Below are 25,379 nucleotides of genomic sequence, written 5' to 3' on the forward strand. Positions count from 1 at the left end.
CTAAGCAATATTACTCGCGAATTTTTGTCGAATTCTGATTTTTATTATAAAGAGCTGCTATCTTAAATTAAGGTAGCAGCTCAATCCCAAAATAATAGCGTTATTTCAAGGTACTATAACCGTTAAACATATTAAGTTTAACTCAAATTTAATCGTAATCTACCAATCACAGAATAGACAAGAACAATAATCTCACTTGATGAAATATTTTTATATTAATAACTATACTAGCTTTCTATTTAACATTATTTATTCCAATGCTATTCTATCTTATTCTTTTAATTTTTTCCTATCTTCAGAATCTTTGTAGTAAATTACACCATTTTGCTCTAAGACTTCTCTCAATTTATAGAAATCCAAACTTAATTCTCCATTTTCAATTCTATTCTTCGTATATTCTTCTTTGTTCATTCTTTGTTTTGATGACTTAATAGTATTGTTTAAATTATCTTTCTCAACAACAACTACACCGTCATCATCTGCTAAAACTATATCCCCCGGATTTACTTCTATCCCACCACAAATCGCAGGGGCATTTACCCAACCACCTTTATATTTCGAAGTTCCTTCTGCAAATATGGCTTTTGACCACACTGGAAAGTTTAATTCTCTGATTTTAGCAGAATCTCTTATACCGGCATCTATAATTACTCCTAGTACTTTCCTTTTTCTTAAAGCTTCTACAATTAATTCCCCAATCATCCCTGACGCACTCTCTCCAATCGTAGTGATTACTAGGATATCACCTGGCTTACAAACTTCTATTGCAGCATGAACCATTAAGTTATCTCCTGCATAACAAATTGCTGTAACAGCAGATCCACAAATTGATTTTCCAATTTGCACAGATTTTAGCCTCTTGCTCATTAACCTCGTTCTGAAGCTTCATAAACAGTTGCCACATCATAATTTGCGAGCAAAGAAATTTTTTCAGATTTAATTCTTGAAACATTTTTTATAACATATTTTTCCATTCTGAACATTCACTCTCCTACTTCTCCAATCTGGTAAGAATATTAATATTCTACTTCCTCATTATCTTCTTTTTTAATATAGTTCAATAGAAACCCCAGAATGGCTGCTATTGCACTTAAAATGAATGTTAAAGGGGACAGTACATCGTATACCGCGATCATAAATTGCCCGTTGACGATAATTAAACCTACTAATTGACCTAACACTAATAATATCCCTAAGAAAACAAATAATATTAAACTAGTTTTAAAACCTATTTTTATGATATCAAACATTAAACTACCTCCCTGAAATTAAATTATCTTCTAATAAATTGTCAGACTTATAGTATTGGAATTGGTAAGATTCCCATAAGTATCAGCCAACCGATCAGTGTAATTGGTATTACATAAAGAAAGACTAACGGTTTGAAAGTCTTAACCGGATTCACTCTCGCAATTCCGGATGCTATGAAAATGGGCGCTGCACCTGGAGGTGATGCACCCTCAGTTGAAGCAAATACCAATATAGCCACTGCTGCTATAACAGGCTCAATACCCACCCCTGCCAATGATTCAAATGCTACTGCTCCTATAGCTGTAACTGTTGCTGTTGCTGTAAGTGGAGTTGCCACAAGAACAATTAACAGTCCCACTAGTAAAGCTACTAACCAAACTGGGAGAGTTAATGAATTCATAATTATTCCGAGTTGTTCTCCCAACCCTAATTGTTTAAGGATTTCACTTGCAGAGAAAGCAAATAATAAAATAACGCCTATAACAGAAAAAGCTGGTAGTGCTCCTTCAACATAACTAAACCACTCTTTTGGTTTTTTCGGTATTTCTTTCCATGCACTAAGCAAACTAATAATAATAATTAGAATGGGCACCCATACAAGAATTGAGATAGACCCTATCCCTTCGGCACCTATTCCTGCAACTGTCTCAAGGGTCTCTGAGATTGGCCCTATTGTCAAAACAACTGGTATTAATATACCTAAGAAGATAATTAGTGATGGCCAACCTTTTCCTATGGAGCTTTTAAAAGGCAATATATCTTCTTTTGGAAGCGCTTCAATTTTATGGATCCTAACAAACCATGCTACAACTAATAACCTATAAATAAGTGTATATACTCCTGCAATTAACAATGCAATGTACAACTGGCTTTCTGTTACAAGAGCGCTAACAGAAGCGGCACCCAAGAGAATAAACATGGTACCATTAGGAGGAAAAGAGATCCCCATTCCAGCATTTCCCGCGACAACTGTTGCTGCATCTTCTTTTCTCCAATTTGATTTTAGCATCCAGGGAATTGTAATAGCTCCTACTGTGGCAGTATTACCTGATCCAGATCCTGAAATCAATCCAAAAAGTGCAGAAGCAATTGTATCAACATATCCCGCACCACCACGTACTCTACCTAAAACAGAATTCAAAATATTAATTAACTTTTGTATTAAACCTGTTTTTTCTATTAAGTACGCCATGAACACAAATGCCATTGCTGCAAACAATACTTCGTGTGTCGCACCAAACACTAAGCCAGCCCACATGAGACTTAAGGCGTCCTTTCCACCAAACAATGCCATTACAATAAAACCTACAATCATAGCCTCTCCAATATTTCTCTTTAGTACAGCTACCCAAGAGATGATTATTAATATATATAATAGTAATGCCCATACTGCTATTCCCATTATCATTCCTCCTAATTAAGCTAATAAGATGCATAGCGGATAATTGGGTCTACCAATTATCTAATATTTATATAATTTTGTTTTCCGTCAGAAGTTCTAACTCTTCTTGTGATATATTTAATAACTCACTATAAATCTCATTGTTATGCATCCCTTTTTTTTGGCCTAAACTCTTTACTTTCCCAGGTGTCCTGGAAAATTTGGCAACAACATTCGGCACATGCATTTCACCTAGTTCCTCATCTTCTACAGTTACAAATGATTCTCTATAAATATAGTGTGGATCTTCGTACAATTGACTTACATCATACATAGGACCTATAACGGCACCAGCGTTATTAAATACTTCGACTACTTCTTCCAAATTTCTTTCCTTTATCCAGCCCCCTATCAATTTATCAAGTTCCTTAACATTCCTCATTCGATTTTCATTTGTTGAAAATCTTTCATCATAAAACAATTCTTCTTTACCAATAGCCTTAAAAACATTCTTAGTTACTGATTGTGAGGCACCTGATAGTGCAACCCATTCTCCACCTTTTGTTTGATATGCATTTCTAGGTGCAATTGATACACTACCGTTTCCAACTCGTTCTGCAACATCTCCTAACTGATCATAAGCCATTAGATGCGCTTCCATAAATCTCATTAAAGGTTCATAAAGAGATATATCAATATTTTGCCCTCTTCCTTCAGGGTTATTTAACTTTTCAAATAAAGCAATCATTATAGAAAGAGAACCAAAGACACTACTTACACCATCTGCTAACGCTAAACCTGGAAGAGTAGCTGGACCATCACTTTCTCCATTAATGGAAGTAAAACCACTCATTGCTTCAGCCACAGTACCAAATCCTGCTCGTTTCGAATACGGACCTGATTGACCAAATCCTGTCGTACGCAACAAAATCAATGATGGGTTAATTTCTTCAAGAACATCCCAACCTATGTTCCACCTTTCTAAAGTTCCAGGACGAAAATTCTCAATTACGACATCAACGTCCTTAACCAATTCTTTAAATATTTCTTGTCCTTTTTCCTTACTTAAATTAAGTGTAATAAATCTCTTGTTACGATTTAATGTTTTCCAAAACAAAGGAACTCCCTTCTTTTGTTTACCATAATTTCTCGCATGATCTCCATATTCAGGATGCTCAACTTTTATAACATCTGCCCCAAAGTCAGCTAAATATGTACTTGACCATGGTGCAGCCACCATCGTAGATATATCAAGTATTTTCAAGCCTTCCAAAGCCATCTTATTTGTCATGATAACAACCCCTTGCTGATTTTCTGTAACTTTTCTTTTTCAATTCGAATTCTTGAATTTTGTTGTATCTATTTACAATATTTTGTGCCTTTTTATAATGAGGATAATCAACCATTTTCCCATCTAAGGACATTGATGCTCTCCCCTGAGTTAAGCTTTTCTCAAAACTCACAATTAGTCTAGAAGAATATTCATATTCTTCTACTGTTGGTGTAAAACATTCATTTAAAATTTCAACGTTAGACGGGTGAATACAGCTAGCACCAAGAAATCCATGTTTATATGCAAGTGTTGCATTCCTATAAATACTCTCTAAATCGTTATAGTCTGCAATGCTACTTAGTAGCCCAAGAGGTATTTTCTTATGTGCTCTTGCTAAAAATAATGTCTTCATTCTTGGAATCATTAAGGCAGAAAGTGTTTCATCGGAAATTTCTATACCTGAGTCTAGTGAGAAGTCCTCAGCTCCCAATGTTAATGAATCTATTCTTTCACTCGCATTGGCAAATTCCTCTAGATTCAGATACCCTTTTACTGTTTCAATGATAAGTCCTATTTTAATCTGACCATGGGGAACACCTTTTTTTTCCTCTAGCTTACTTATTAAAGAATCAATTTCAATTATCTGTTTTTTTGTTTCAACCTTTGGAATATACAAGCTATGCAGTTTTGGGTCAACTGCTGCCTCAATATCACCTACAATTAACAATTCTTCGTTATTCACTCTTACAATAACATCACTTCCGCCCTTTGCAGCAAGGTGTATTGATTCACTTATATAATTTCTGGCCTGTTTTTTTTCAGAATCTGGTATACTATCTTCAAGATCAAGAACAATAGCATCCGCATTTCTTAAAAATGCTTTCTCAACAAACTTTTTTTTATTTACTGGCATAATCAACCTTGATCTTCTTATGACTTCATCGGCAAAATTTATCGACATTCTCACACCCCTTAATTAATGTTTAGCCGTTTACGTATATTAGAAAAATGTAGTCTCATTTTTTCTTTAGCTAACGAAGAATCTCTACTTTTAATTGCTTCCAAGATATCAATATGTTCTTTTTGCGCTTCATTAAAATTTGATTTATTTGAGAAGTTTTTTTTCCTTGTTTGGTTTATGAGTTCCAGGTTCAAATTAATATACTTTATCACGACGATATTTTTACTAGCCTCTGCTAACGCATGGTGAAAGTAATAATCTATATCTTTTTCCTCTAATTCATTTCGCTTCGAGGTATTAATTAATTTTTCTATTCTATTAACATCCTCCTCATTAACTCTCTTGCACACTAACTCCATTAAACCAACTTCTAATATTTCCCTAGCTTCTAACAAGTCCAAAATTGCGACATTTTTAAGATCCTCTATTATTGATTCTCCTTTGAGTGCTTCTTCTTTCAAGTTTTTTCGTAAATATCTTCCTCCTCCTGGCTTAGTTTCAATAACACCATGAGACTCAAGAACACGGAATGCATCTCTTAAAGTACCTCTACTTACGCCAAATAAAACTGCCAATTCTCTTTCAGGTGCTAGTTTATCACCTAAGTTTAATTTACCTTCCTGAAATTGTTTTTCTATACTTGTAATAACTTTTTCGTATAACCTAACATGTTTTATCTTTTGATTCTCCATTTTTTGGCTCCTCATTGTATATTTTTAATCCTTGTTATAGATCCATTATATACTATTGATCTGAGGCCTTAAATAAGTGTGCTATTTGCAATTAAACTTAATTGGTCTATCCAATATACCAATTTTTAAAATTATATAATTATTATTATATTTTGTCAATTGATATCGCTTTCATTTATAATAAAAGAACTGGAATAATTATTACTTTAGTTCTGTAGTTCACTTATTAATGCTCTACCAATTTTGCTTATTCCTCTTAAAGCCTAACACGAATCAAAAGACCCGGAAGCAGAGGAAATAGAGGAGTTGCTGTTGAAGTATGCGAGTAGTGCAGGAATGAGTTTGAAACACCGTGGGTTAAGAAAAACTGCCTGATTCAATGAAAACTTCATCGAACTAACAGTCTCAACAAATTATAATTCTTTAACTCTTTATAGCGGTGAGGAACTCAAACCAGTTTTCCAATCCTGCCTTTACAGGATTTTAATGAATGTACTTAAGGACTGTTAACATACCCATCCGATCTTCAATCTGACCAGAAACCCAATTATCATAAACCGTAATCTGTTTTGGTAAGCACTACAATAGAAATACTTTGATCCTAAATGACCACACACGGACATGGATTCATGGCACCAATCAGTAAAAAATCTGCAGGGTATGTTACGGTAGTTGTGTACGGCTAATTGTAACCGATTTGTTTCCATTGGCTGGCGTAGCATATCTAATGTTTGCTTGGGGGAATTCGGCCATTTTATCGAGAAAAAGCACGCTATGATACTAGTTAGATAAAAGCAATATATAGATATATAATTTAAATAAATACCACTTTGTATCTACCTATCTTTTTTATCTATTTATAATGATGTTTTTACAAAATTGAACACTATGTGGTTTAGATATTATTTTAATAATGAACAAACCCTAGCAATGTAAGTTGCAGTATGAAGGGAGGACAGGGTCGTCGGTCCAATCATCTCACCTCGTGCGCGGAGTCTGACCCCAGCATTCATGAACCAATTCGACAAAACCCGGAATGTGACACAGGCCCCCCGGAATTCCCCCTAACGACAGCGCCTCCTAATAAAAAGAAGCACGAGAACCTTCCCCCTGCTTCACCCATCCAACAACTCCAAAAATGTCTCTCCCTTGCTCGAAATGGTCGTACCCCTCCTGCCCTTCTGAACATTTAATAGCCCATGTTTATTAAGTACTTCTATTCTCAGTCTTAACTGCTGATCAGTTAGCGGATAATTCTCTTGCAGCAACAGTTCCTTCATCTTCCGTCTTCCATAGGATTTATGTTTACTTTTTCCCTCTTTATATAAGCTTAATAAACGGATACTCTCCGATAGGAACCCATGGACTTCAATTTGACTAACAATATACTCTGCATCTGCCTCAGTAAGTGATTCAGCATCGCGCTTTTCCTGGTTCCCTCGAAAGTAAAGTGGTAAGGAATCGGGTGTTATATACATACTGTCCAGACAAACACAATAAGAAATCACATTATATAGCTCTCGTATATTTCCTGGCCATTGATATTGATAAAATGCTTGTATCGCTTCCTCTGAAAAGGATAATTCCTTTTTATTAAAGTGGGTTTTAAATCTTTCAATTAAATACTTGATATCTTCTTTTCTTTCCGAAAGTGATGGGATTTTTAAAATGCAAGATGAAGCATAGGAATAAATAGCAGTATGTATGATTCCATTCTTCTGCAGCTCATCCAAATTAGGAATCGTCGCTGTAATGATGCGAATCTTTTTTCGGTTCGTATTAAATTTGATGAACTCCAACAAATCTTCCTGAAGGGAATATGGAAGCCGCTCCATATTTTTCACATATAAAGTTCCACCAGTTGTGTAGTCTATGACCCCTTTGATCCTTCCGTCCGTTGAGCCAAATAACTCCTCTTGTATTGAACTGGATTCACTGTCTGAACAGTTATACACATAAAAAGGCAGGTGAGAATAGGAAGATTCATTATGTATCATCTCCGCAATCATCTGTTTTCCAGTTCCTGCTTCGCCTTGAACGTGGACAATTGTTGAAGTTTGAGCGATTTTAGCTGCAATTTCTAGAGTTGATTTCATTAAAGCTGATTTAGTACTTAATTGGCTAAAAGTCCGGTTTAGATTTTGGTCACTGATAGATGAAGTTGGATCGTATTTTATTCCGTCATTGGCTAAAAGAATCATTGCTTTTATATAACGTTGAATTAGTAGCTCATTGTTTAATTGGAAATGAAAATATTTTTTTATGCTGCTTAACGTTTCTATGGAAATAACTCTTGGTCCAATATCGATAATATCCGTAAAACCTTTCGGGATCAGGTTTGTTTCCCCAGGTGTCACAATGAAGTCAATGTTCTTTGGAATCGGCTGATGGCCTGAATACCCGCTGTAATTATGCCCTGGAGCAATCTGTTTTAGCGAATCAACGGTTTCTGCGGTACTATTTTCGTTATCATTGATAACCAATAGATTCTTCTTCGATTCCAAATAAAAAAGCTGTTTTAAATTTGCTGTATTTTCGGTTCTTTCGGCAACGATACATACAGATTCTGCAGGCAAAAACGGCTTGATCAACCCTTGTGTTTCCGATCCTGCCAGTAAAACAACGTCACTTGGGAAGATAGAATCCGATTGTATTTCTTTTAAAGTTATACATTTAATCGTAATAAGAGATTCAAAAATATATTCCAATTGTTTTGTTAGATGAAAAAGATTTTCCTCCTGAATCCCGATAACAAGTAATCTTTTCTTCATGACTATCCCCCCATTACATCTCTATTCATCTATTTTACCTTATAATAAATTTATTTCCTATTGCAAGATTGTATAATTGGGGTGTAATGGGTTGTATTGGTATAAAATATAGTTTATAATTCTATTAATTATTTAGATGATGGATAATAGTAGGAATATTATACTTTGTCGGTTAATTATGGAAATACTATTTTTCATTAATAGCAGCAGGACATCCAAAACATATGAGATGGAAAGGAGCATCATTGTGTTAACACTTATAAAAAACGGGGAATTGTATGCCCCGGATTATCTCGGTCAGCAATCCGTTCTTATTGCTGGTGAAAAAATATTGAAAATTGGAGAAATAAATGCAGATGAGCTAACGGGCTTGCCATTTGATGTTGAAGTAATTGACGCCACTGGTTTAATTATTGCCCCAGGATTAATAGATCCACATGTACATCTGATTGGTGGAGGAGGAGAAGGCGGTTTTGCCACAAGGACACCTGAACTCCAGCTGAGCGGAATTATCAAAGCCGGTATAACAACTGTTGTCGGCTGTTTAGGTACTGACGGGACAACAAGACATATGACTTCTTTATTGGCAAAGGCAAGGGGCTTGGAAGAAGAAGGGATTACTGCGTATATTTATTCCGGAAACTACCATATCCCTACTCCGACAATTACGTCTTCCGTAAAAGACGACATCATTTTAATTGATAAGGTAATTGGTGCAGGAGAAATTGCAATTTCTGATTCGAGGTCAGCACAGCCATCTATTCATGAAGTTGCCAAATTAGTTGCCGAAGCTCGAATCGGTGGTTTATTAAGCAAGAAAGCTGGCGTTACCCATTTCCATGTAGGAATCGGAAAAGAACGACTGTCATTTTTACATGCTTTACTGGAAGATTACGAGATTCCTCCAGCTAACATTTACGCAACACATATTACACGAAGCAAAGAACTAGTCGATGACGCAATTGCATTAGCTAAAAAGGGCGCATTTGTAGACATAACAGCTGATAAAGAAACAGGGAAGTGGATTCAATACTACTTACAGAATAATGGAGATAGGAACCAGCTGACCGTATCTTCTGACGGGAATGGTAGTCTACCTAAATTTAATCAAAAAGGTGAGCTAATCGGGTTTGGAGTAGCGTCACAGCAAACATTACACGAACAAGTGGTATCTGCTGTGAAAGAATATGACTTGCCACTTAGTGACGTTTTGGCACTGGTAACACAAAATCCGGCTACAGCACTTCGCCTGACGAATAAGGGAATCCTGAAAGAAGGAATGGATGCCGACATTATTATGATGAATAAAGATACATTTGAAATGGAACATGTTTTCGCAAAAGGGCAGCACATGCTGGAAAATAAAGATGTTGTTGTGAAAGGAACATTCGAATAACTTTTAAATTGGAGAGGAAGAAGTTTATGAAAAGGAAACCGACATTACTGGAAGCCTTGATACCAATCGTTGCCATGCTATTGCTATTGGCGGTTGGATATGGTGTATATGGATTAAGTCCAGAACCGCTGCTGATATCAGCGTCAATTGTTGCCGGGATTATCGCTCTCCGTGTGGGTGTTAAATGGGATGAAATGATGCTCGGAATCCGCGAGAAGCTTGATATGGCAATGCCTGCCATTTTAGTGCTGATATCCATTGGTATTTTAATCGGCAGTTGGATGATTGCGGGAACGATCCCAATGATGATTTATTATGGACTGGAGCTAATTAATCCGAGATTTATTGTACTCATTGCATTCATTGTATCTGCAATTATCGCTATTGTAACCGGTACATCCTGGGGCTCCGCGGGAACTGTTGGTGTAGCGCTTATGGGTATCGCAATCGGGTTAGGTGCATCCTTACCCGCTACAGCAGGTGCTATTGTGGCGGGGGCTTATTTCGGTGATAAATTATCGCCACTTTCCGATACAACGAACCTGGCACCGATCGCTGCAGGAAGTGAGTTATATGAACATATTAAACATATGCTTTATACGACCGTTCCAGCTGCAGTAATATCGATGATTATTTATACAATCGTTGGATTCAATTTACCTGCCGAAGCTGTTTCAACCCCGGAAGAAACAGCTATCATGCTAGAAACATTAGCCGCAATGTTTGATTGGAATCTTTTGCTGTTATTACCAGCAGCTATCGTTCTTTACGGTTCCATCACCAAGAAACCAACATTGCCAACAATTATTTTCTCATCGGTTGTCGCTGGTCTGCTAAGTAAGTTTTATCAAGGATTTTCCGTCGTTGATATTTTCGCTTCTACTGTTACAGGATTTGACGTCAGTATGGTCAACAAACCAGGCTTCAATGCTGAAGGCGTGATTTTCGAAGTAACCAGACTTGTGAATCAAGGTGGAATGCAGTCCATGACGAGTGTCATTCTAATTGCTTTTAGTGCCTTTGCTTTTGCAGGAATTATTACGAGAGCCGGTGCATTGGAAGTAATAATGGAAGCATTGTTAAAAGTTGTCAAAAGGACTGGTGACCTGATTTTATCAACAGTTGCCTCATGTATCACAATGGCTCTGGTTACCGGTAACTCTTACTTGTCCATCATTGTTCCAGGTGAGCTTTTTAAAGATACGTATAAAAAGAAAAAACTGCATGCTAAAAATTTATCGAGAACTTTGGAAGACTCAGGCACAGTTATTGTGCCACTGATTCCCTGGTCATCTGCAGGTGTGTATATGGCAGGAGTGCTTGGCGTTTCCACATTAAGCTATGCACCATGGGCGATTCTTTGTTATGCAGGTTTCATTTTCGCAATTATATTGGGATATACGGGGATTGGGATTAAAAAGATAGAGGAAGAAAGTAGCAATTAAGTAGGTGCACCCCCCCGTTGTTTGTTCCCCCTGCCATAAAGGGGTAGTGAAGATTATATTTCTTTGTTAATTTAAAAGGCTGCTAGTTTCAGTATGCAATCTATGCATATCTAAAACTAGCAGCCTTATCTAATAATGGTATTTTTATTCGACAAAAAGTGGGAAGGCACTATCTAAGTGACGCTTTACAATACTGATGCTTTGAGATATATGCGTTATAGAATTATTTCATAATAAAAAATGCCCACCTCCGGTTAAGGTGATGAGCTCGAGTCGACGTAGTCGCTCAGGAGCGGCGTATTTAGTCGATTTTCCCTACCGCACAAGATAAAGGAAACATGCCCCTTCATAGGGGTATGCCGGCGCCTGAGCACAGGACCGGTTTTAGTCGGCCTTCCTTATCCGTATGCGAATCGATGTTGAGTTAGATTAAGGAGGTTTCCGGAAGGACAATAGGTGATGGGAGCTGGAGCTGGACGTGGCTAGATAATTTAATTCGTTATCCACAGCCCACAAAATTTTCTAATACAACAAGAAAAGCACTTTGAATGGTACGATGTATATCAAAGGTGCTCCTATTAAAAAAAAAATCGCCACCGCAGGATGACGATTACTACACTTTCACTATTAAATAAAGTCCGACTATGTCCAACTCCTGCAACAAGTAATCAAGAATCCTCCCCTCATTCGAAAAAATCCCCCAAAAAAAGGGAAGTGACAGGTACCCCCCAACCTTAAAAACGATCTATCTATGGTCTAATAAGGGTTTTGGTTTGAATGAAAGAACAACGAATAAACTCGGTTATCATTATCAGGATGGAGAAGGCATGCTTCCCCTTCATCGTCATAGGCTATGTCTTATTTACCAACAATGAGAAGTCAATCTCACGTAGACACTTATATGGAAAAGTCTTATTGTATTCTTAATACAGTACGCTTCCTTCTTCGATTCATGTTTCTGTCGCTTAATTCCCGGAATTCCCCGCTCTATTTGGTGCTTCTGTAGGAAGTAAGAGAACCCTCCCCATACTTCCATTTATACGGGAAATGCCCGACACGGCTCCTGAGCCAATTAAATATCATACGTATTCAAAATAGCTCTATATAAAATATCTATCCCATTTATCAATGCACCTTCATTAAAAGACATATGCGGATGATGCAGTCCTGGTTTGAGATCACATCCTAAACCTAGCATGGAAGCTTTTAAGGAAGGCTTTTTAATCGTATAAAAGTGAAAATCATCGCCTCCAGGAGTTATTAGAGGTTCATCAAGATTTTCAGTACCAAGCGTTTCAACAGTAGATTTAGTTAAAATATCAATTGCTTCTTTATTCGTTTCGGCTGCGACTATTCCATGGATTTTTTTTATTACAATATCTACATCGTATAGATTTTTAATTGAATCGAGAATATCAATTACTTTTTTTTCTAATTGGTCCATTAGTTCATTGTTTTGAGCCCTAAGGTCTAGTGAAAAGGAAGCGCTTCCTGGTATAATATTTGTATTTTTTCCGCCAGCTTGAAATTGAGTCATCTTGACTGAATGTGGTACGCGTGGATCTAAATGGATTTGCCCAATCATATTTACAATGTGTGCGCCAATTTCAATTGAATTATGATTTAGATGAGGTCTAGCACCATGTGCATCGTCTCCCTTAATTACTGCTTCATACATTTTTGCAGCCCCGTGTACAATAATCGGTGTTGCATGGCCCATTTTAGTTTCTTCGATTGGTCTCAAATGTACACCGAATAAATAATCAACATTGTCTATCACGTTTTTTTCCACCATTTTTAATGCACCATTACCTTTTTCTTCTGCTGGTTGGAAAATAAACTTAATTGCTACCTTTTCAGATAACGCTGGGTTCTCCCTTAGCTTCCACAAAACGCCTAATACGATAGACATGTGCGCATCATGGCCGCATGAATGATTTGCTTGAAATTTGTTATTAACTTCTTGCCATAATGCATCCATATCAGCTCGAATTCCTATTACGGGAAGATTCTTGTTAAAACTCCCATATTCTCCAATTACCCCTGTACAATCATCAAAAGTAGTTACCTTACATCCACTTTCCTCTAACATTTTTTTAATATACTTTGTGGTTTCTACTTCTTCCCAACTGATTTCTGCATTCTCATGCAAGTAGTCAAATGTGCTAATCACTTTTTGTTCAATAGTACTGGTCGTCTTCATCATAATTCATCCTATCATTTATAAAATATTTATATGTTGTTGGTTTAATCCCGGTTTTATCTAATTGTCTCACAACTTCATGCAAAATAGAGTTAATGATTGATAAGGTTATAGGTCCTTTTTTAAGGATTGATTCATTTATTAAATTTAGTTGGACCGTACTATCTGCGAATTCTACTATCGGAGAGACTCGTGAATCCGTAATTGCAATTACTTTTATCCCTCTCTTTTTTGTCTCTTCAGCAATTTTAATTGAGTCTAGTGAATAACGATAAAAGGAAAATACGATAAGACAAGATTTCTTTGGCATGGTATCAAGTAATCTACCATCTACTTCTGGTCGGTATAGATACGCATTTTCAAGTATGTAGTTTAGGTTAAAAAAGAGCCAGTATGCAAAAGAGAAAGACTGATAATACCCTGCTATCACCACCTTTTCACTGCTAATAATAGAATCAACGATGGATTGGAAGGTTGTAACATCTATATTTTGTAAGTTGCTTTCTAATAGATGGGTGTCATCCTCTATATTTTCTACAAATTTATTCGACACATCATCAATCGTTTTATAATTGCTGGTTTCTTTTAGACTTAACATATGCTTTCTGACATCATCTTGTAACTCACTAAATCCATTATAATCAATTGAATTGCAAAAACGGATTACCATTGTTTCACTTACCCCGATAATGCTTCCGATTTTCTTTGCAGGGTGAATGGCAAAGATTATTGGATCATTAATGAGATACTTAGCCACTTTCTTTAAACCCTTTGTTAAATGAGAAAAGGACTGCTCTGTCTTAGTAATATAATTGGGAATCATCTTATCACCCTTTTGAAGTATTCATAATATTTTTACTTGAAATAAATTATACACTTTATTATAATGTAAGACAAGTGATAATTTTCTAAATATTAAAAAGAGGTGATGATTAGCTATCTATACTAAATACAAAAAAGCAAACAGGAGGAATTAGTTATGAAATTTGAAAAGAAAGTAGTCGGCCTTTTGTTTCTTTTGATGACTCTCGTTATTATGGGATGTAGTTCAGAAGGTACAAGTTCTACCACAGAAACAAATAACAATGATTCAGAGACTACGGAAGAAGTTCAAACAGGGGGCACACTAGAAATTGCTTACCCAACACAGCCTCAGTCAATTGATCCACATCAATCAACTGCAGAAGCGACTCGTGATGCAGCAAGGGTGATTTACGAATCATTAGTAACGCTAAATGGAAATTATGAGGTAATTCCTCAATTAGCTGATTCTTATGAAGTTAGTGATGATAATACAAAAATCACCTTTTTATTAAGAGAGGGTATTACATTTCATAACGGAAAAGATTTGGTTGCAGAGGACGTTGTCGCTTCTATGGAAAAATGGGGAGTTAATAAACCGGAGTTAGGTGAACATGAATGGGTAGCAGTAGAGGATTATACCGTTGAATTAAATTTATCTGAACCATCAGCGTTAATCATGTTTTTCTTAGCTGATCAAGGTAATATGGCTGCAATTATGCCTAAGGAAGTTGCTGAAAGTGCTGATTCTACTGGTGCAACTGACTATATAGGTACTGGACCGTTTGAATTTGTTGAATGGAAACAAGATGAAGTTATCCGTTTTAAGAAATTTGCTGATTATCAGCCAGACTCTGACCCTGCCGACGGTTTAGGAGGAAAGAAAGAGGCTTTAGTAGATGAGATTAATTGGAACTTTGTTCCTGACTCATCCACTCGTGTTAATGGTCTTATGAGTGGTCAGTACCACTTTGCACATATGATTAATTATGATTCTATTCCACAATTGGAGAGTAATCCGCAAATTGTAGTTGATGTATGGCCGTATGGAATTGAAGGATTAGTCTTTAATAAAAAAGAAGGCTTATTTACAGATGTTAAGGCACGTCAAGCAGTAAACTATGCTTTAGATATGGATGTTATTATGAGCTCAGCATTCACAGGTGAGGAATTTTATGATTTGGATCCAAGTTTGTTTTTGCCTAGTCAAACAGATTGGTACACGGAGGCAGGAATAGAAAACTACAATCCGAAAGATGTGGATAAAGCAAAAGAGCTTCTAGATGAAATTGGGTACAATGAGGAAGAAATTGTTATTCTTACCAGTCGTGATTATGAACATCATTATAATGCTGCTGTTGCAACACAGCAACTACTAGAGGAAGTCGGGATGAATGTTAAGCTTGATGTTTACGACTGGCCAACATTATTAGAGCGCCGAGGCGATTCATCGGCATACAATATCTTCTTTACTGGTTTTTCAACGGTGTCTACACCACATCAATATGTATTTTTAGATTCGGAAACGCAATGGCCTGGTTGGACGGATAACTCAGAAATTGATCGACTGTTAGAAGAAATTAATGTTGCAGCTACACAAGAAGAAGCTAAGGAATTATATAGTGAACTTCAGCAAATCATGTGGGAAGATTTACCTGTAATCAATACTGGTAAAAACTCCCGGGTCTCTGGTCATTTGGAAAATCTAAAAGGTTACAAAAATCTATTAGGACCTAATTTCTGGAATGTAACCATTAGTGAGTAGGTTAGACTAAACTAATCCTCCTTAACTACAGAATAACCTCCTCCTATATTATTGAAGAATGTAGGGGGAGGTTATATTATCATTCAAATGAGAGGGGTGTACCTTTTTGAAAGCATATATTATGAAACGGCTATTGTCTATGATTCCAGTACTCCTCATCGTAGCGGTATTTGTATTTTTTCTTATTCATTTGATCCCTGGTGACCCTGCATCTGTGATATTGGGCCCTGATGCAACTCCAGCAGAAGTTGCACATTTACAAAATGAATTAGGGCTAAACCTTCCTATTTACGAACAATTCTTCCATTGGTTTACAGGTGTTATTCAAGGAGACTTAGGTACATCTGTTTATATGAACATGCCGGTGTTAAAAGCCTTTATCGAACATATTGGTCCAACACTCTCACTGGCTATTCTTGCACAGGGAATATCCATTTTAATAGCCATTCCAATAGGAGTAATCGCTGCAAGGAGAAGGGGAACAAATATTGATAGTGTGTTTATGATCCTTGCCATGCTAGGCATGTCAATCCCTAGTTTTCTACTAGCACTATTATTAATGTTGGTATTCGGTGTACATTTAAATTGGCTACCTGTTGCCGGCTATCAATCATTAAGTGCAGGATTATGGAACTTTGCTAAATATTTAATTTTACCAGCCATATCACTGGGAGCAATTCAAGCTGCGGTAATTTCGAGAATGACTCGATCATCCATGATCGATATTCTTAGTATGAATTACATAAAAACCGCTAAGGCAAAAGGTGTTAAGCAAAGAGCAGTTATCTACAAACATGCCTTCAGAAATTCGCTTATCCCAATTTTAACCATTCTTGGAGAAACTTTTGGTTCGTTAATCACCGGTGCCGTAGTAACAGAAACAGTTTTTAATCTACCGGGTATAGGTCAATTAGTTATCAATGCTATTACACGTCGAGATTATGCCGTCATCCAAGGCACGATACTGCTAGTTGCAGCTACGTACCTCGTATTAAATCTAATTATAGACCTAATGTATGGTGTTGTTGATCCGAGGGTTCGATTAAATCGTAAATAGATTGGAGGGATTGAGCTTGGAAGTAAAATCTAACATCACCATTAGTGATATATCTACATTAAAAAAAGACATAAAAAAAGAAAGGCGTCAATTGCTAGTGAAACGATTTCTTTCAAATAAATCAGTGGTAATGGGTAGTGTTACCCTTTTACTTTTAGGGTTATTTGCCCTTATTGCACCGTTAGTTAGTCAATTTTCACCACTGGAATTGGATCCTGCAAATCGTTTGCTAAAACCTTCATCAGATCATTTATTTGGAACAGATAATTTTGGTAGAGATTTATTTAGTAGAGTTGCACACGGCGCACAAGTTTCGTTGGGCGTAGGTATTTCTGTTTCTATCCTGACAGGTATTATTGGTACGGTAGTTGGATTATATGCAGCATACTATTCTATTTTAGACCATATTCTTATGAGAATTAGTGATGCGCTAATGGCCTTTCCTGACATTCTTTTAGCTGTGGCTATTATGGCTGTTTTGGGTCCTCAACCAATGAATGTTGTTATTGCGGTAACCCTTGCTAAAATTCCAGTAGTAGCAAGAATTGTCCGATCTTCTGCTTTGGTTGTAAAAGAACAAACGTACATCGAAGCTTTAAAAGCGCAGGGTGCTGGTTCGTTGCGGATCATTTGGAAACATATCTTACCAAATACCGTATCTCCATTAATTGTGCAGATAAGCTATGTATTTGCAATTGCGATAATTCTTGAAGCTTCTCTTAGCTTTTTAGGCGCAGGTATCCCTGCACCTGATCCAAGTTGGGGGAATATTTTATATGATGGGAAGATAGTTATTTATAATGCTTGGTGGATGACTGTATTTCCAGGTGCTTTTATTATCTTTGCCGTTTTAGGATTAAATTTATTCGGTGATGGACTTCGTGACCTGTTAGATCCCCATTCAAATAAATCGATCAAATAGGAAGTTGAAATTTTTGAAAACGACTAGAATACACTACATTTTACGAAGGGGGATTGATCATGGAGGAGCATCCATTACTAGAAGTGAATGAACTAAAAACCATTTTTTCCTCTGAAAAAGGAACCATTACAGCGGTAGATGGCGTAACATTTCATGTTAATTATGGTGAGACATTGGGGATTGTAGGAGAATCTGGATGTGGTAAAAGTGTAACCGCTGAATCAATTATGCGTTTATTAAATGAAAAAACGACAAAGTATGAAGGTGAAGTTATCTTCAAGGGTCAGGATTTACTTTCCCTTTCTGAAAATAAAATCCTAAACATTCGTGGCGATGAAATATCCATGATATTCCAGGATGCAATGACCTCTCTTAATCCAGTGTTTACAATTGGAAACCAAATTGCAGAATCTATTATTATTCATCAGAAATCAAGTAAAAAAGAGGCTATGAAAAAAGCGGTCGAAATGTTAAAACTAACAGGAATTCCTTCTCCTGAAGAAAGAGTGCATGACTATCCGCATGAACTATCTGGTGGAATGAGGCAGCGGGTTATGATTGCAATGGCTCTTTGTTGTCAACCAAGTCTACTCATTGCGGATGAACCAACTACCGCTTTAGATGTAACCATTCAAGCTCAGATATTAGAGGTTATCAATGATTTGAAGCAGGAACTGAATATGGGTGTCATCATGATTACACATGATTTAGGAGTTGTATCTGAAGTATGTACGCGAGTGGTTGTGATGTACTTGGGGCAAGTGATTGAGGAAGCTAATGTCGATAATTTATTTGATAAACCTCTTCACCCTTATACAAAAGGATTACTAAAATCGATTCCCAAAATTAATGGGAAAAGAGATAAAAAGTTACATTCGATTGAAGGTATCGTACCTTCTTTAGATAATATACCTAAGGGTTGTCGTTTTGCTCCAAGATGTCCTTTCGCTGATTCCAAATGTTTAAATGAAGTACCAATACTTGAAAGAGTTAATAACGGGCAAAAGGTACGGTGTTGGCATCATGAAAGAATAGAAAAACAGGGGGGGACAGTACATGTTAAAACAACAAGTTGAAAAAGAAATAGTGAATCAATCCATGTCTCTTCTTCAAGTTAAAAATCTAAAAAAATATTTTCCAATTACTTCTCCATTTGGTCGTACAATAGGACAGGTTAAGGCTGTTGAAAATATCGAATTTAATTTGCATGAAAGAAGGACCCTTGGGCTAGTTGGGGAGTCTGGGTGTGGAAAGAGTACGACAGGTAGAGCCATTTTACGGTTAACCGAACCAACGAATGGGTCTGTTATATATAAAGGAGGAGATGTAGCTAAACTAAAGAAGAGGGAATTCAAGAAAGTAAGAAAAGAAATGCAAATGGTTTTTCAGGATCCACACTCCTCTTTAAACCCTAAAAAACGTATTGGGGAAATGATTGAAGAACCTATGGTGATTCATCATATTGGTAACAAAAAGGAAAGAATGGAAAGAGCAATGGACCTGTTAAGAAGAACAGGGATCAGAGAGGATCAATATTTTAGATTTCCGCATGAATTTTCTGGAGGTCAAAGACAAAGAATTGGGATAGCAAGAGCCTTAGCCGTAGATCCTACCTTGGTTGTTCTTGATGAACCGGTATCTGCTCTTGATGTGTCTATTCAATCTCAAGTCATTAATTTATTGGAAGAAATTCAAGATGAATTTAAATTAGCCTATCTTTTTATCTCTCATGATTTAAGCGTTGTACGGCATATAGCCGATGAAATAGGTGTCATGTATTTAGGGCATATGGTGGAGAAGACTTCAACAGACGAATTATTTTCTGAACCACTTCATCCTTATACGAAGGCATTATTATCTTCCATACCGGTTCCAGATAGAAAGATTAAGAGAGAACGCATCATTCTTAAAGGAGATGTTCCCTCACCAATTAATCCGCCAACAGGATGTGTATTTCATACAAGATGTCCTTATGTGATGGATCGGTGTATTGTAGAAAAACCCGTATTACATGAAAGGTATTCAGGACATGAAGTAGCCTGCCATCTTTATGATTAATAGATAAAAAGGATAGATAGAAGAATAAAAACCTGCTATTAATATGAATACAATTCATTGAATATTATTTATATTGATAACTATAGGATTTTAAAAGTAGGAAGGATGGAAGACATGAATATTAATAATGTCGTTTTAAGAAGAATGCAGTTGGAATTAAAATCGCCTTTTCAGACAAGTTTTGGGACACAACAGGAAAGGGAGTTTTTCATTGTAGAAGTACATGGTGATGAGCATGTTGGATATGGAGAATGTGTCGTTAATTCAAGACCCCTTTATAATGAAGAGACAGTTAAAACAGCATGGCATATAGTGGAGGATTTCTTAATCCCTGCAATTTATGACAAAGGAGAAATTAAGCATCCTGATGAAGTAAGTGAAATTTTTAAACCTATTAGAAGAAATAACATGGCTAAATCCTCCATTGAAGGAGCTATTTGGGACCTATATGCAAAAGAAAATAACATTCCATTAGCCAAGGCACTAGATGGAACGAAAACGCAAATAGATGTTGGCGTTAGTATTGGTATTCAAGAATCTCTCAATGATTTAATAGATGTGGTAGAAGGATTCGTTCAGGAAGGGTACAAACGAATGAAAATAAAAATAAAACCAGGAAAAGATGTTTACATGTTAGCAGGAGTTAGAAAAAAATTCCCTAATATTGAGATCATGGCGGATGGTAATTCGGCTTATACACTACAAGATATAGATATATTTAAGAAATTAGACGAGTTAAACCTAATGATGATTGAGCAACCGTTGGCACATGATGATATTATCGACCATGCTAAATTACAACCAGAAATAAGTACTCCAATTTGTTTGGATGAAAGTATCCATTCCTTAGAGGATGCAAAAAACGCTATTGAATTGGGTAGCTGTAAAATAATCAATATTAAAATTGGAAGAGTTGGTGGATTAACCGAGGCCAAGAAAGTTCATGATTATTGTGCAGAAAAGGGAATTCCAGTTTGGTGTGGTGGCATGCTTGAATCAGGTATTGGCAGAGCACATAACATTGCTATTACGAGTCTCACTAATTTCACGCTACCTGGAGATACAGCTGGTTCTTCTAGGTATTGGCATGAAGACATCATTTCTCCCGAGGTAGTGGTTAACAATGGAATAATCACGATTCCAGAGTCTCCTGGTATCGGCTACGAACCTGTTGAATCTTTAATGGATAAATATACATTAGAGAGAAAAGAATTCTTAAGAAATGAAGTGGAAATTTAACGTAGATTTATACTTCCGTTTAAGAAATATTGAAGAAAAAGCAACTTGCACATCATTTCTGGTTCTTTTACCGGTCGTCCAAATTGTTTGCAGTAGCTATCCTCTAGTAATATATTAATAAAGCTGAAATCTACTACGGCAGAAATTTTTTTAAGCAAATGATTTTCTGGAATTTTATCGTATAATACGGAGTGAAAGCTTGATTGCTTAGGGTCAAGTCGAAGCATGAAAAACCCCCTAATGGTGTGTGGTGTACCAATCATACCATTAGGGGGTCTTTTTTTGTGGTTGAATCCCATATTTTTTTGAGCCTGAGGTTCACTCCATTAAGACTTTTTCACTGGTCTCGAACCTTCCCCATGCTTCTTAACAGCCTCAATTTTTCTCTAGAACAACCGAGTCTTTTCAATCATACTAGTCTTATCTGTCCGTTAATAAATTATAAATAATCGGCTTACGATCGCGTAAATAAGAGATTTCCGTACGATATTTCGCGATATCACCAAGATCAATTTCTACCACTTCTACCACTTCTTGATCACTTGGCAATTCTTTTATAATCTTTCCTCGTGGATTACAAACTTTACTTTTGCCAAATAAATGTAAATCATGCTTTTTATTAACCGCATTAACACCAACAGTAAAGAATAAATTCTCCAATGCACGCTGTGGTAAATTCAAATCCCACATATCCTCATCTTCAATTCTCCATGCTGATGGAACAAACACAATATCTGCTCCTTGCAAGCACAGACTTCGCGATACTTCGGGAAAACCAGCATCATAACAAATCGCAATACCGATATTTCCATGTTCTGTTTTAAAAACCGGAAATTCAGACCCTTCCTTAAAATAGAATCTTTCTAAGGCCCATAAATGTGTTTTTGCCATGCTTCCCATCAAACTTCCATCTTTATCGAACACGAGTGCGGAGTTGTATGCTACTCCATTTAACTCTCTTTCTTCCACGATTGGTGCAATAATATATACACCATATTTTCTAGCGGCTCCACTTAATGTTTCTACTGTTTCATCAAAATATTTCATGCCGAGTTCATTTGTCTTTTCTTTTAAATATGCTAAATGATATCCAGTAGAAAATAACTCAGGGAAACAAACAATATTACTTCCTTTTTCCACAGCTTCTTTGATCATTTTTACCGCTTTTTCCAGATTCGCTTCTACATCTCCAAGATGGGATTCCATCTGAATAATTCCAATCGATACTTTTTTTGACAATACCTTCACTCCATTTCCACTATCCTATGCAACATTTTTTTCTATTTTAGAGCCAGCTGTTTTTTCAAATATCAAGTATAACAATCCAACTACAATAATAGAGTTAATCGGTGGAATACCAAAACCAATTTGAGTTGAATAATATGAGGCGGCATTCCCACAACGTGTACCTGTTAATCCAATATAGGTATCACAGTAGTCATCGCCTTGCTCCACTCATACAATTTTTCATTTATATATAAGATAAGTTACTTCTATGGATAAGTCAAGAACATATGATCTGCTGAATATTACATAAAATGAAGATTTTATACGGTAAATCTCTTGAAAATTCAATTCTTCCTCCTCTTTTCCACAACGGCCCCATTCTTTAAACAAAAGAATACGAAACAAAACATAACAGAGAACCAACCAATACCTGGAGACGCAATTTGCTTCTACCAGGAAAACTCACTTAACTGGTAATATCTGAAACTCCTCTTCCATCCACTTCCTTAATTCAAACTCACTTTTTTTCTTAACTTTATCAAATCCTCATTTCTCCAAATTTTCAACTCCCATATACAGCGTTGAAGCCGGATTTGGGCATTTCTAAGCGCATGTGAACAATATATCTCTGAATGTTAACGCTTACCTTCACTATTTCGGCTATATACACCCAACATGGCTTCAAACCCTTGAAGTATGAATCATACGTGTTACGCTAATTAACGGTTAAGAAATCGTAAATAGGAGCGTATTGAATTTGAATAATAAACGAATCGCATTTTTAGGTGCAGGTAATATGGCAGAAGCAATTATCTCAGGATTTATACAATCAGGAAAATTGGCTGCAGAGAAACTCATCGTTACAAACCGGAACAACCATGAGCGTTTGGACGAATTAAAAAAGAAATACGGCATTGAAGCCGTAACAAAAGATCAGTTGGACTATACAACGATAGATATTTTTATTTTGGCAATGAAGCCGAAAGATATAGACAGTGTATTGGACGATTTACGTGACAAGATCACCGCAGATCAATTACTCATTTCTGTGTTGGCTGGCATCTCTACTACGTATATGGAAGAAAAGTTAAACGATCGTCAGCAGGTCATCCGTGTGATGCCGAATACTTCCAGCATGATTCAGGAATCAGCAACTGCAGTATCTCCTGGTAAATATGTCGATATGCAAAAGGTCATGCTAGCGAAGGATTTGATGAAATGTATTGGGGAAGCGTATATTCTCGATGAGGATAAGATGGATATTTACACCGGGATCGCAGGAAGTGGACCAGCTTACTTTTACAACTTGATGGAACATGTGGAAGAAGTCGGTTATCAGGCAGGGCTTGATCGCGAACTCGTACGGGAAATCGGAGCACAAACGCTTTACGGTGCTGCAAAAATGATTATGGAACAAGAAGAAACACCAAGAGAGCTTAGAGAAAACATTACATCACCAAATGGCACAACAGCAGCCGGTCTGGATGCATTGAATGAGCATGGTGGCGGAATGGCGATTATCGAAGCAGTAAAATGTGCAGCTGCCCGCTCAAAAGCATTAAGCAAAAAACCAGAAAAAATATTAGCCCTGCAAAAATAATGTAAATCTAACGTTAAGTGGACGTTTCTTTCCCACCGCTTAGTGTTAGTTGAACGAATCGGATATTTACTGCATATTCTCCACCTACGCTTGAATTTTTGAGGTGGGGTGTACTGCCAGTTACATGAACCCAGTACTAAAACGCAGTTAACAAGATGGAATGAAAATATAATAGGAGTGATGGAGTGACACCTGGTACAGACACGAAACGTATCGTAATCAAAATTGGAAGTAGTTCATTGACAAGTATGAACGGAGAAGTAAGCCGCAGAAAGCTGGAAAAATTAGTCGAGGAAGTTGTTCGATTAAAGGATGATGGCCACGAAGTATTGCTTGTTTCTTCTGGAGCAGTAGCAGCTGGATATCGTAAGCTAGGCTGCCTTACCCGCCCGGATTCTTTATCAGAAAGACAAGCTGCCGCATCCATTGGACAAGGGGTATTAATCGAAACGTATTCGGATCTCTTTATTTCCCACGGCTATGTGGCTTCACAAATTTTAATCACCCGCAGTGATTTCTCTGATGAGAACCGCTATAACAATGCAAGAAACACGATAAATGTTTTACTGGAACGTGGCATCGTTCCAATCGTAAATGAAAATGACACGATTACGATGGATTTCCTAAAGTTCGGTGACAATGATACACTTTCAGCAAAAGTAGCTGGTCTAGTTGATGCGGATCAATTAATCATCCTTTCTGATATTGACGGACTGTATGATAGTGATCCACGTAAAAATGAAGACGCAAAGCTTCTTACTAAAGTAAATGAAATCACCCCTGAGATTGAAGCAGCGGCTGGTGAACCTGGTAGCGCCGTCGGTACAGGTGGAATGAAGTCAAAAATCGAAGCCGTTAAGATCGCGATGGCATCCGGTATTTCTTCCTTTTTAGGAAAATCCAGTACCAACAGCATCGTCTATGATGCTGTTTATAATAATGCAGTCGGCACATACTTTGAACCACAAGAAGACATGGAAGAACTCAATCAAAAAAAGCAGTGGATTGCGTTTAACTCCGGACCAGAAGGCGAAGTTACCATTAAGCCATCTGCCAAAGAAGCAATTCTTGAAAACCATACCAGCCTGGAACCGTCAGCTGTCTACAGTGTCAAAGGTCGGTTTAAAAAAGGCGCAGTTGTGAAGATATTTGATGGAACTGGCGAGGAAATTGGTCTTGGTGTGGTGAATTACTCATCCAAAGCACTGGATCAATTAATAAATAAGATTGACGTCGATTTGGAAAAATACGAAAAAGCAGCCATTGAAAGTGAACAGCTCGTTTGTCACCTGGATACATCCGTGCTCACAACTGTATAAACATTTTAGGAGGAATAT

At 36.8% G+C, this 25,379-nt stretch carries 21 protein-coding genes and 2 pseudogenes; 10 read left to right on the top strand and 13 right to left on the bottom strand.

What is annotated here, in order from left to right; translation table 11 throughout:
* Positions 1-270 precede the first annotated feature (270 nt).
* From QGM71_RS07460 to QGM71_RS07490, 8 genes and pseudogenes are all read right to left on the bottom strand, one after another.
* Positions 271-846 carry a 4-carboxy-4-hydroxy-2-oxoadipate aldolase/oxaloacetate decarboxylase gene (locus QGM71_RS07460; RefSeq protein WP_327606894.1) on the bottom strand — a complete coding sequence of 192 codons (576 nt, stop codon included), beginning with the start codon at positions 844-846 and terminating at the stop codon, positions 271-273.
* Between the two features lie 170 nt (positions 847-1,016).
* Complete coding sequence (locus tag QGM71_RS07465) at positions 1,017-1,250, bottom strand: hypothetical protein (protein ID WP_327606895.1); 234 nt, start codon at positions 1,248-1,250, stop codon at positions 1,017-1,019.
* A 47-nt stretch (positions 1,251-1,297) separates the two neighbouring features.
* Complete coding sequence (locus tag QGM71_RS07470; RefSeq protein WP_327606896.1) at positions 1,298-2,653, bottom strand: TRAP transporter large permease subunit; 1,356 nt, start codon at positions 2,651-2,653, stop codon at positions 1,298-1,300.
* A 67-nt stretch (positions 2,654-2,720) separates the two neighbouring features.
* Positions 2,721-3,923 (bottom strand): CaiB/BaiF CoA transferase family protein, encoded by a 1,203-nt coding sequence (locus QGM71_RS07475; protein ID WP_327606897.1) that lies wholly within the window; start codon positions 3,921-3,923, stop codon positions 2,721-2,723.
* The gene (locus QGM71_RS07480; protein WP_327606898.1) at positions 3,913-4,866 is read right to left on the bottom strand and encodes an HpcH/HpaI aldolase/citrate lyase family protein; all 954 of its coding nucleotides are present in this window, start codon (positions 4,864-4,866) and stop codon (positions 3,913-3,915) included. The genes QGM71_RS07475 and QGM71_RS07480 overlap by 11 nt, the downstream gene beginning before the upstream one ends.
* A gap of 11 nt (positions 4,867-4,877) precedes the next feature.
* The gene (locus tag QGM71_RS07485) at positions 4,878-5,558 is read right to left on the bottom strand and encodes a FadR/GntR family transcriptional regulator (protein WP_327606899.1); all 681 of its coding nucleotides are present in this window, start codon (positions 5,556-5,558) and stop codon (positions 4,878-4,880) included.
* A gap of 601 nt (positions 5,559-6,159) precedes the next feature.
* Positions 6,160-6,204 (bottom strand): annotated as a pseudogene (locus tag QGM71_RS21795) (hypothetical protein); the annotation flags it as partial.
* A 469-nt stretch (positions 6,205-6,673) separates the two neighbouring features.
* Positions 6,674-8,329: a sigma-54-dependent transcriptional regulator gene (locus QGM71_RS07490; RefSeq protein ID WP_327606900.1), complete on the bottom strand. Its 1,656-nt coding sequence runs from the start codon at positions 8,327-8,329 to the stop codon at positions 6,674-6,676.
* A 247-nt stretch (positions 8,330-8,576) separates the two neighbouring features.
* Between QGM71_RS07490 and iadA the strand changes: the two genes are divergently transcribed.
* The gene (iadA, locus tag QGM71_RS07495) at positions 8,577-9,725 is read left to right on the top strand and encodes a beta-aspartyl-peptidase (RefSeq protein ID WP_327606901.1); all 1,149 of its coding nucleotides are present in this window, start codon (positions 8,577-8,579) and stop codon (positions 9,723-9,725) included.
* A gap of 26 nt (positions 9,726-9,751) precedes the next feature.
* Positions 9,752-11,170 carry a Na+/H+ antiporter NhaC gene (gene nhaC / locus QGM71_RS07500; RefSeq protein ID WP_327606902.1) on the top strand — a complete coding sequence of 473 codons (1,419 nt, stop codon included), beginning with the start codon at positions 9,752-9,754 and terminating at the stop codon, positions 11,168-11,170.
* Positions 11,171-12,242: 1,072 nt separating this feature from the next.
* On the opposite strand, the gene QGM71_RS07505 is transcribed toward nhaC, so the two are convergent.
* Both QGM71_RS07505 and QGM71_RS07510 read right to left on the bottom strand, forming a co-directional pair.
* Positions 12,243-13,376: a M20 peptidase aminoacylase family protein gene (locus QGM71_RS07505; RefSeq protein ID WP_327606903.1), complete on the bottom strand. Its 1,134-nt coding sequence runs from the start codon at positions 13,374-13,376 to the stop codon at positions 12,243-12,245.
* Positions 13,351-14,196, bottom strand: a complete 846-nt coding sequence (locus tag QGM71_RS07510) for a MurR/RpiR family transcriptional regulator (RefSeq protein WP_327606904.1) — start codon at positions 14,194-14,196, stop codon at positions 13,351-13,353. The genes QGM71_RS07505 and QGM71_RS07510 overlap by 26 nt, the downstream gene beginning before the upstream one ends.
* A gap of 156 nt (positions 14,197-14,352) precedes the next feature.
* Here QGM71_RS07510 and QGM71_RS07515 point away from each other — a divergent pair, with 156 nt between their 5' ends.
* From QGM71_RS07515 to menC, 6 genes are all read left to right on the top strand, one after another.
* A complete protein-coding gene (locus QGM71_RS07515) occupies positions 14,353-15,939 on the top strand; it encodes an ABC transporter substrate-binding protein (RefSeq protein WP_327606905.1) in 1,587 nt (528 codons plus the stop codon).
* A gap of 106 nt (positions 15,940-16,045) precedes the next feature.
* Positions 16,046-16,996: an ABC transporter permease gene (locus QGM71_RS07520; RefSeq protein WP_327606906.1), complete on the top strand. Its 951-nt coding sequence runs from the start codon at positions 16,046-16,048 to the stop codon at positions 16,994-16,996.
* A gap of 16 nt (positions 16,997-17,012) precedes the next feature.
* A complete protein-coding gene (locus QGM71_RS07525; RefSeq protein WP_327606907.1) occupies positions 17,013-17,918 on the top strand; it encodes an ABC transporter permease in 906 nt (301 codons plus the stop codon).
* A gap of 59 nt (positions 17,919-17,977) precedes the next feature.
* Positions 17,978-18,994, top strand: a complete 1,017-nt coding sequence (locus QGM71_RS07530; RefSeq protein ID WP_327606908.1) for an ABC transporter ATP-binding protein — start codon at positions 17,978-17,980, stop codon at positions 18,992-18,994.
* The gene (locus QGM71_RS07535) at positions 18,975-19,976 is read left to right on the top strand and encodes an ABC transporter ATP-binding protein (RefSeq protein ID WP_327606909.1); all 1,002 of its coding nucleotides are present in this window, start codon (positions 18,975-18,977) and stop codon (positions 19,974-19,976) included. Before QGM71_RS07530 ends, QGM71_RS07535 begins: the two co-directional genes overlap by 20 nt.
* A gap of 114 nt (positions 19,977-20,090) precedes the next feature.
* Positions 20,091-21,215 (top strand): o-succinylbenzoate synthase, encoded by a 1,125-nt coding sequence (menC, locus tag QGM71_RS07540; RefSeq protein WP_327606910.1) that lies wholly within the window; start codon positions 20,091-20,093, stop codon positions 21,213-21,215.
* Positions 21,216-21,232: 17 nt separating this feature from the next.
* Here the strand turns inward: menC and QGM71_RS07545 are convergent.
* From QGM71_RS07545 to QGM71_RS07555, 3 genes and pseudogenes are all read right to left on the bottom strand, one after another.
* Positions 21,233-21,442 (bottom strand): annotated as a pseudogene (locus tag QGM71_RS07545) (IS5/IS1182 family transposase); the annotation flags it as partial.
* A gap of 193 nt (positions 21,443-21,635) precedes the next feature.
* Positions 21,636-22,454, bottom strand: coding sequence for a nitrilase-related carbon-nitrogen hydrolase (locus QGM71_RS07550; protein WP_407702997.1), 819 nt, complete (start codon positions 22,452-22,454; stop codon positions 21,636-21,638).
* Positions 22,455-22,478: 24 nt separating this feature from the next.
* Positions 22,479-22,670: a hypothetical protein gene (locus tag QGM71_RS07555; RefSeq protein ID WP_327606912.1), complete on the bottom strand. Its 192-nt coding sequence runs from the start codon at positions 22,668-22,670 to the stop codon at positions 22,479-22,481.
* Between the two features lie 505 nt (positions 22,671-23,175).
* Between QGM71_RS07555 and proC the strand changes: the two genes are divergently transcribed.
* Both proC and proB read left to right on the top strand, forming a co-directional pair.
* Positions 23,176-24,042 carry a pyrroline-5-carboxylate reductase gene (gene proC / locus QGM71_RS07560; protein WP_327607057.1) on the top strand — a complete coding sequence of 289 codons (867 nt, stop codon included), beginning with the start codon at positions 23,176-23,178 and terminating at the stop codon, positions 24,040-24,042.
* A 185-nt stretch (positions 24,043-24,227) separates the two neighbouring features.
* On the top strand, positions 24,228-25,361 hold the full coding sequence (proB, locus tag QGM71_RS07565; protein WP_327606913.1) for a glutamate 5-kinase: 1,134 nt from the start codon (positions 24,228-24,230) through the stop codon (positions 25,359-25,361).
* The last annotated feature ends 18 nt before the right edge of the window (positions 25,362-25,379 follow it).

Origin of the sequence: Virgibacillus tibetensis (genome assembly GCF_036026595.1) — a bacterium.
GTDB lineage: Bacteria > Bacillota > Bacilli > Bacillales > Amphibacillaceae > Virgibacillus_P > Virgibacillus_P tibetensis.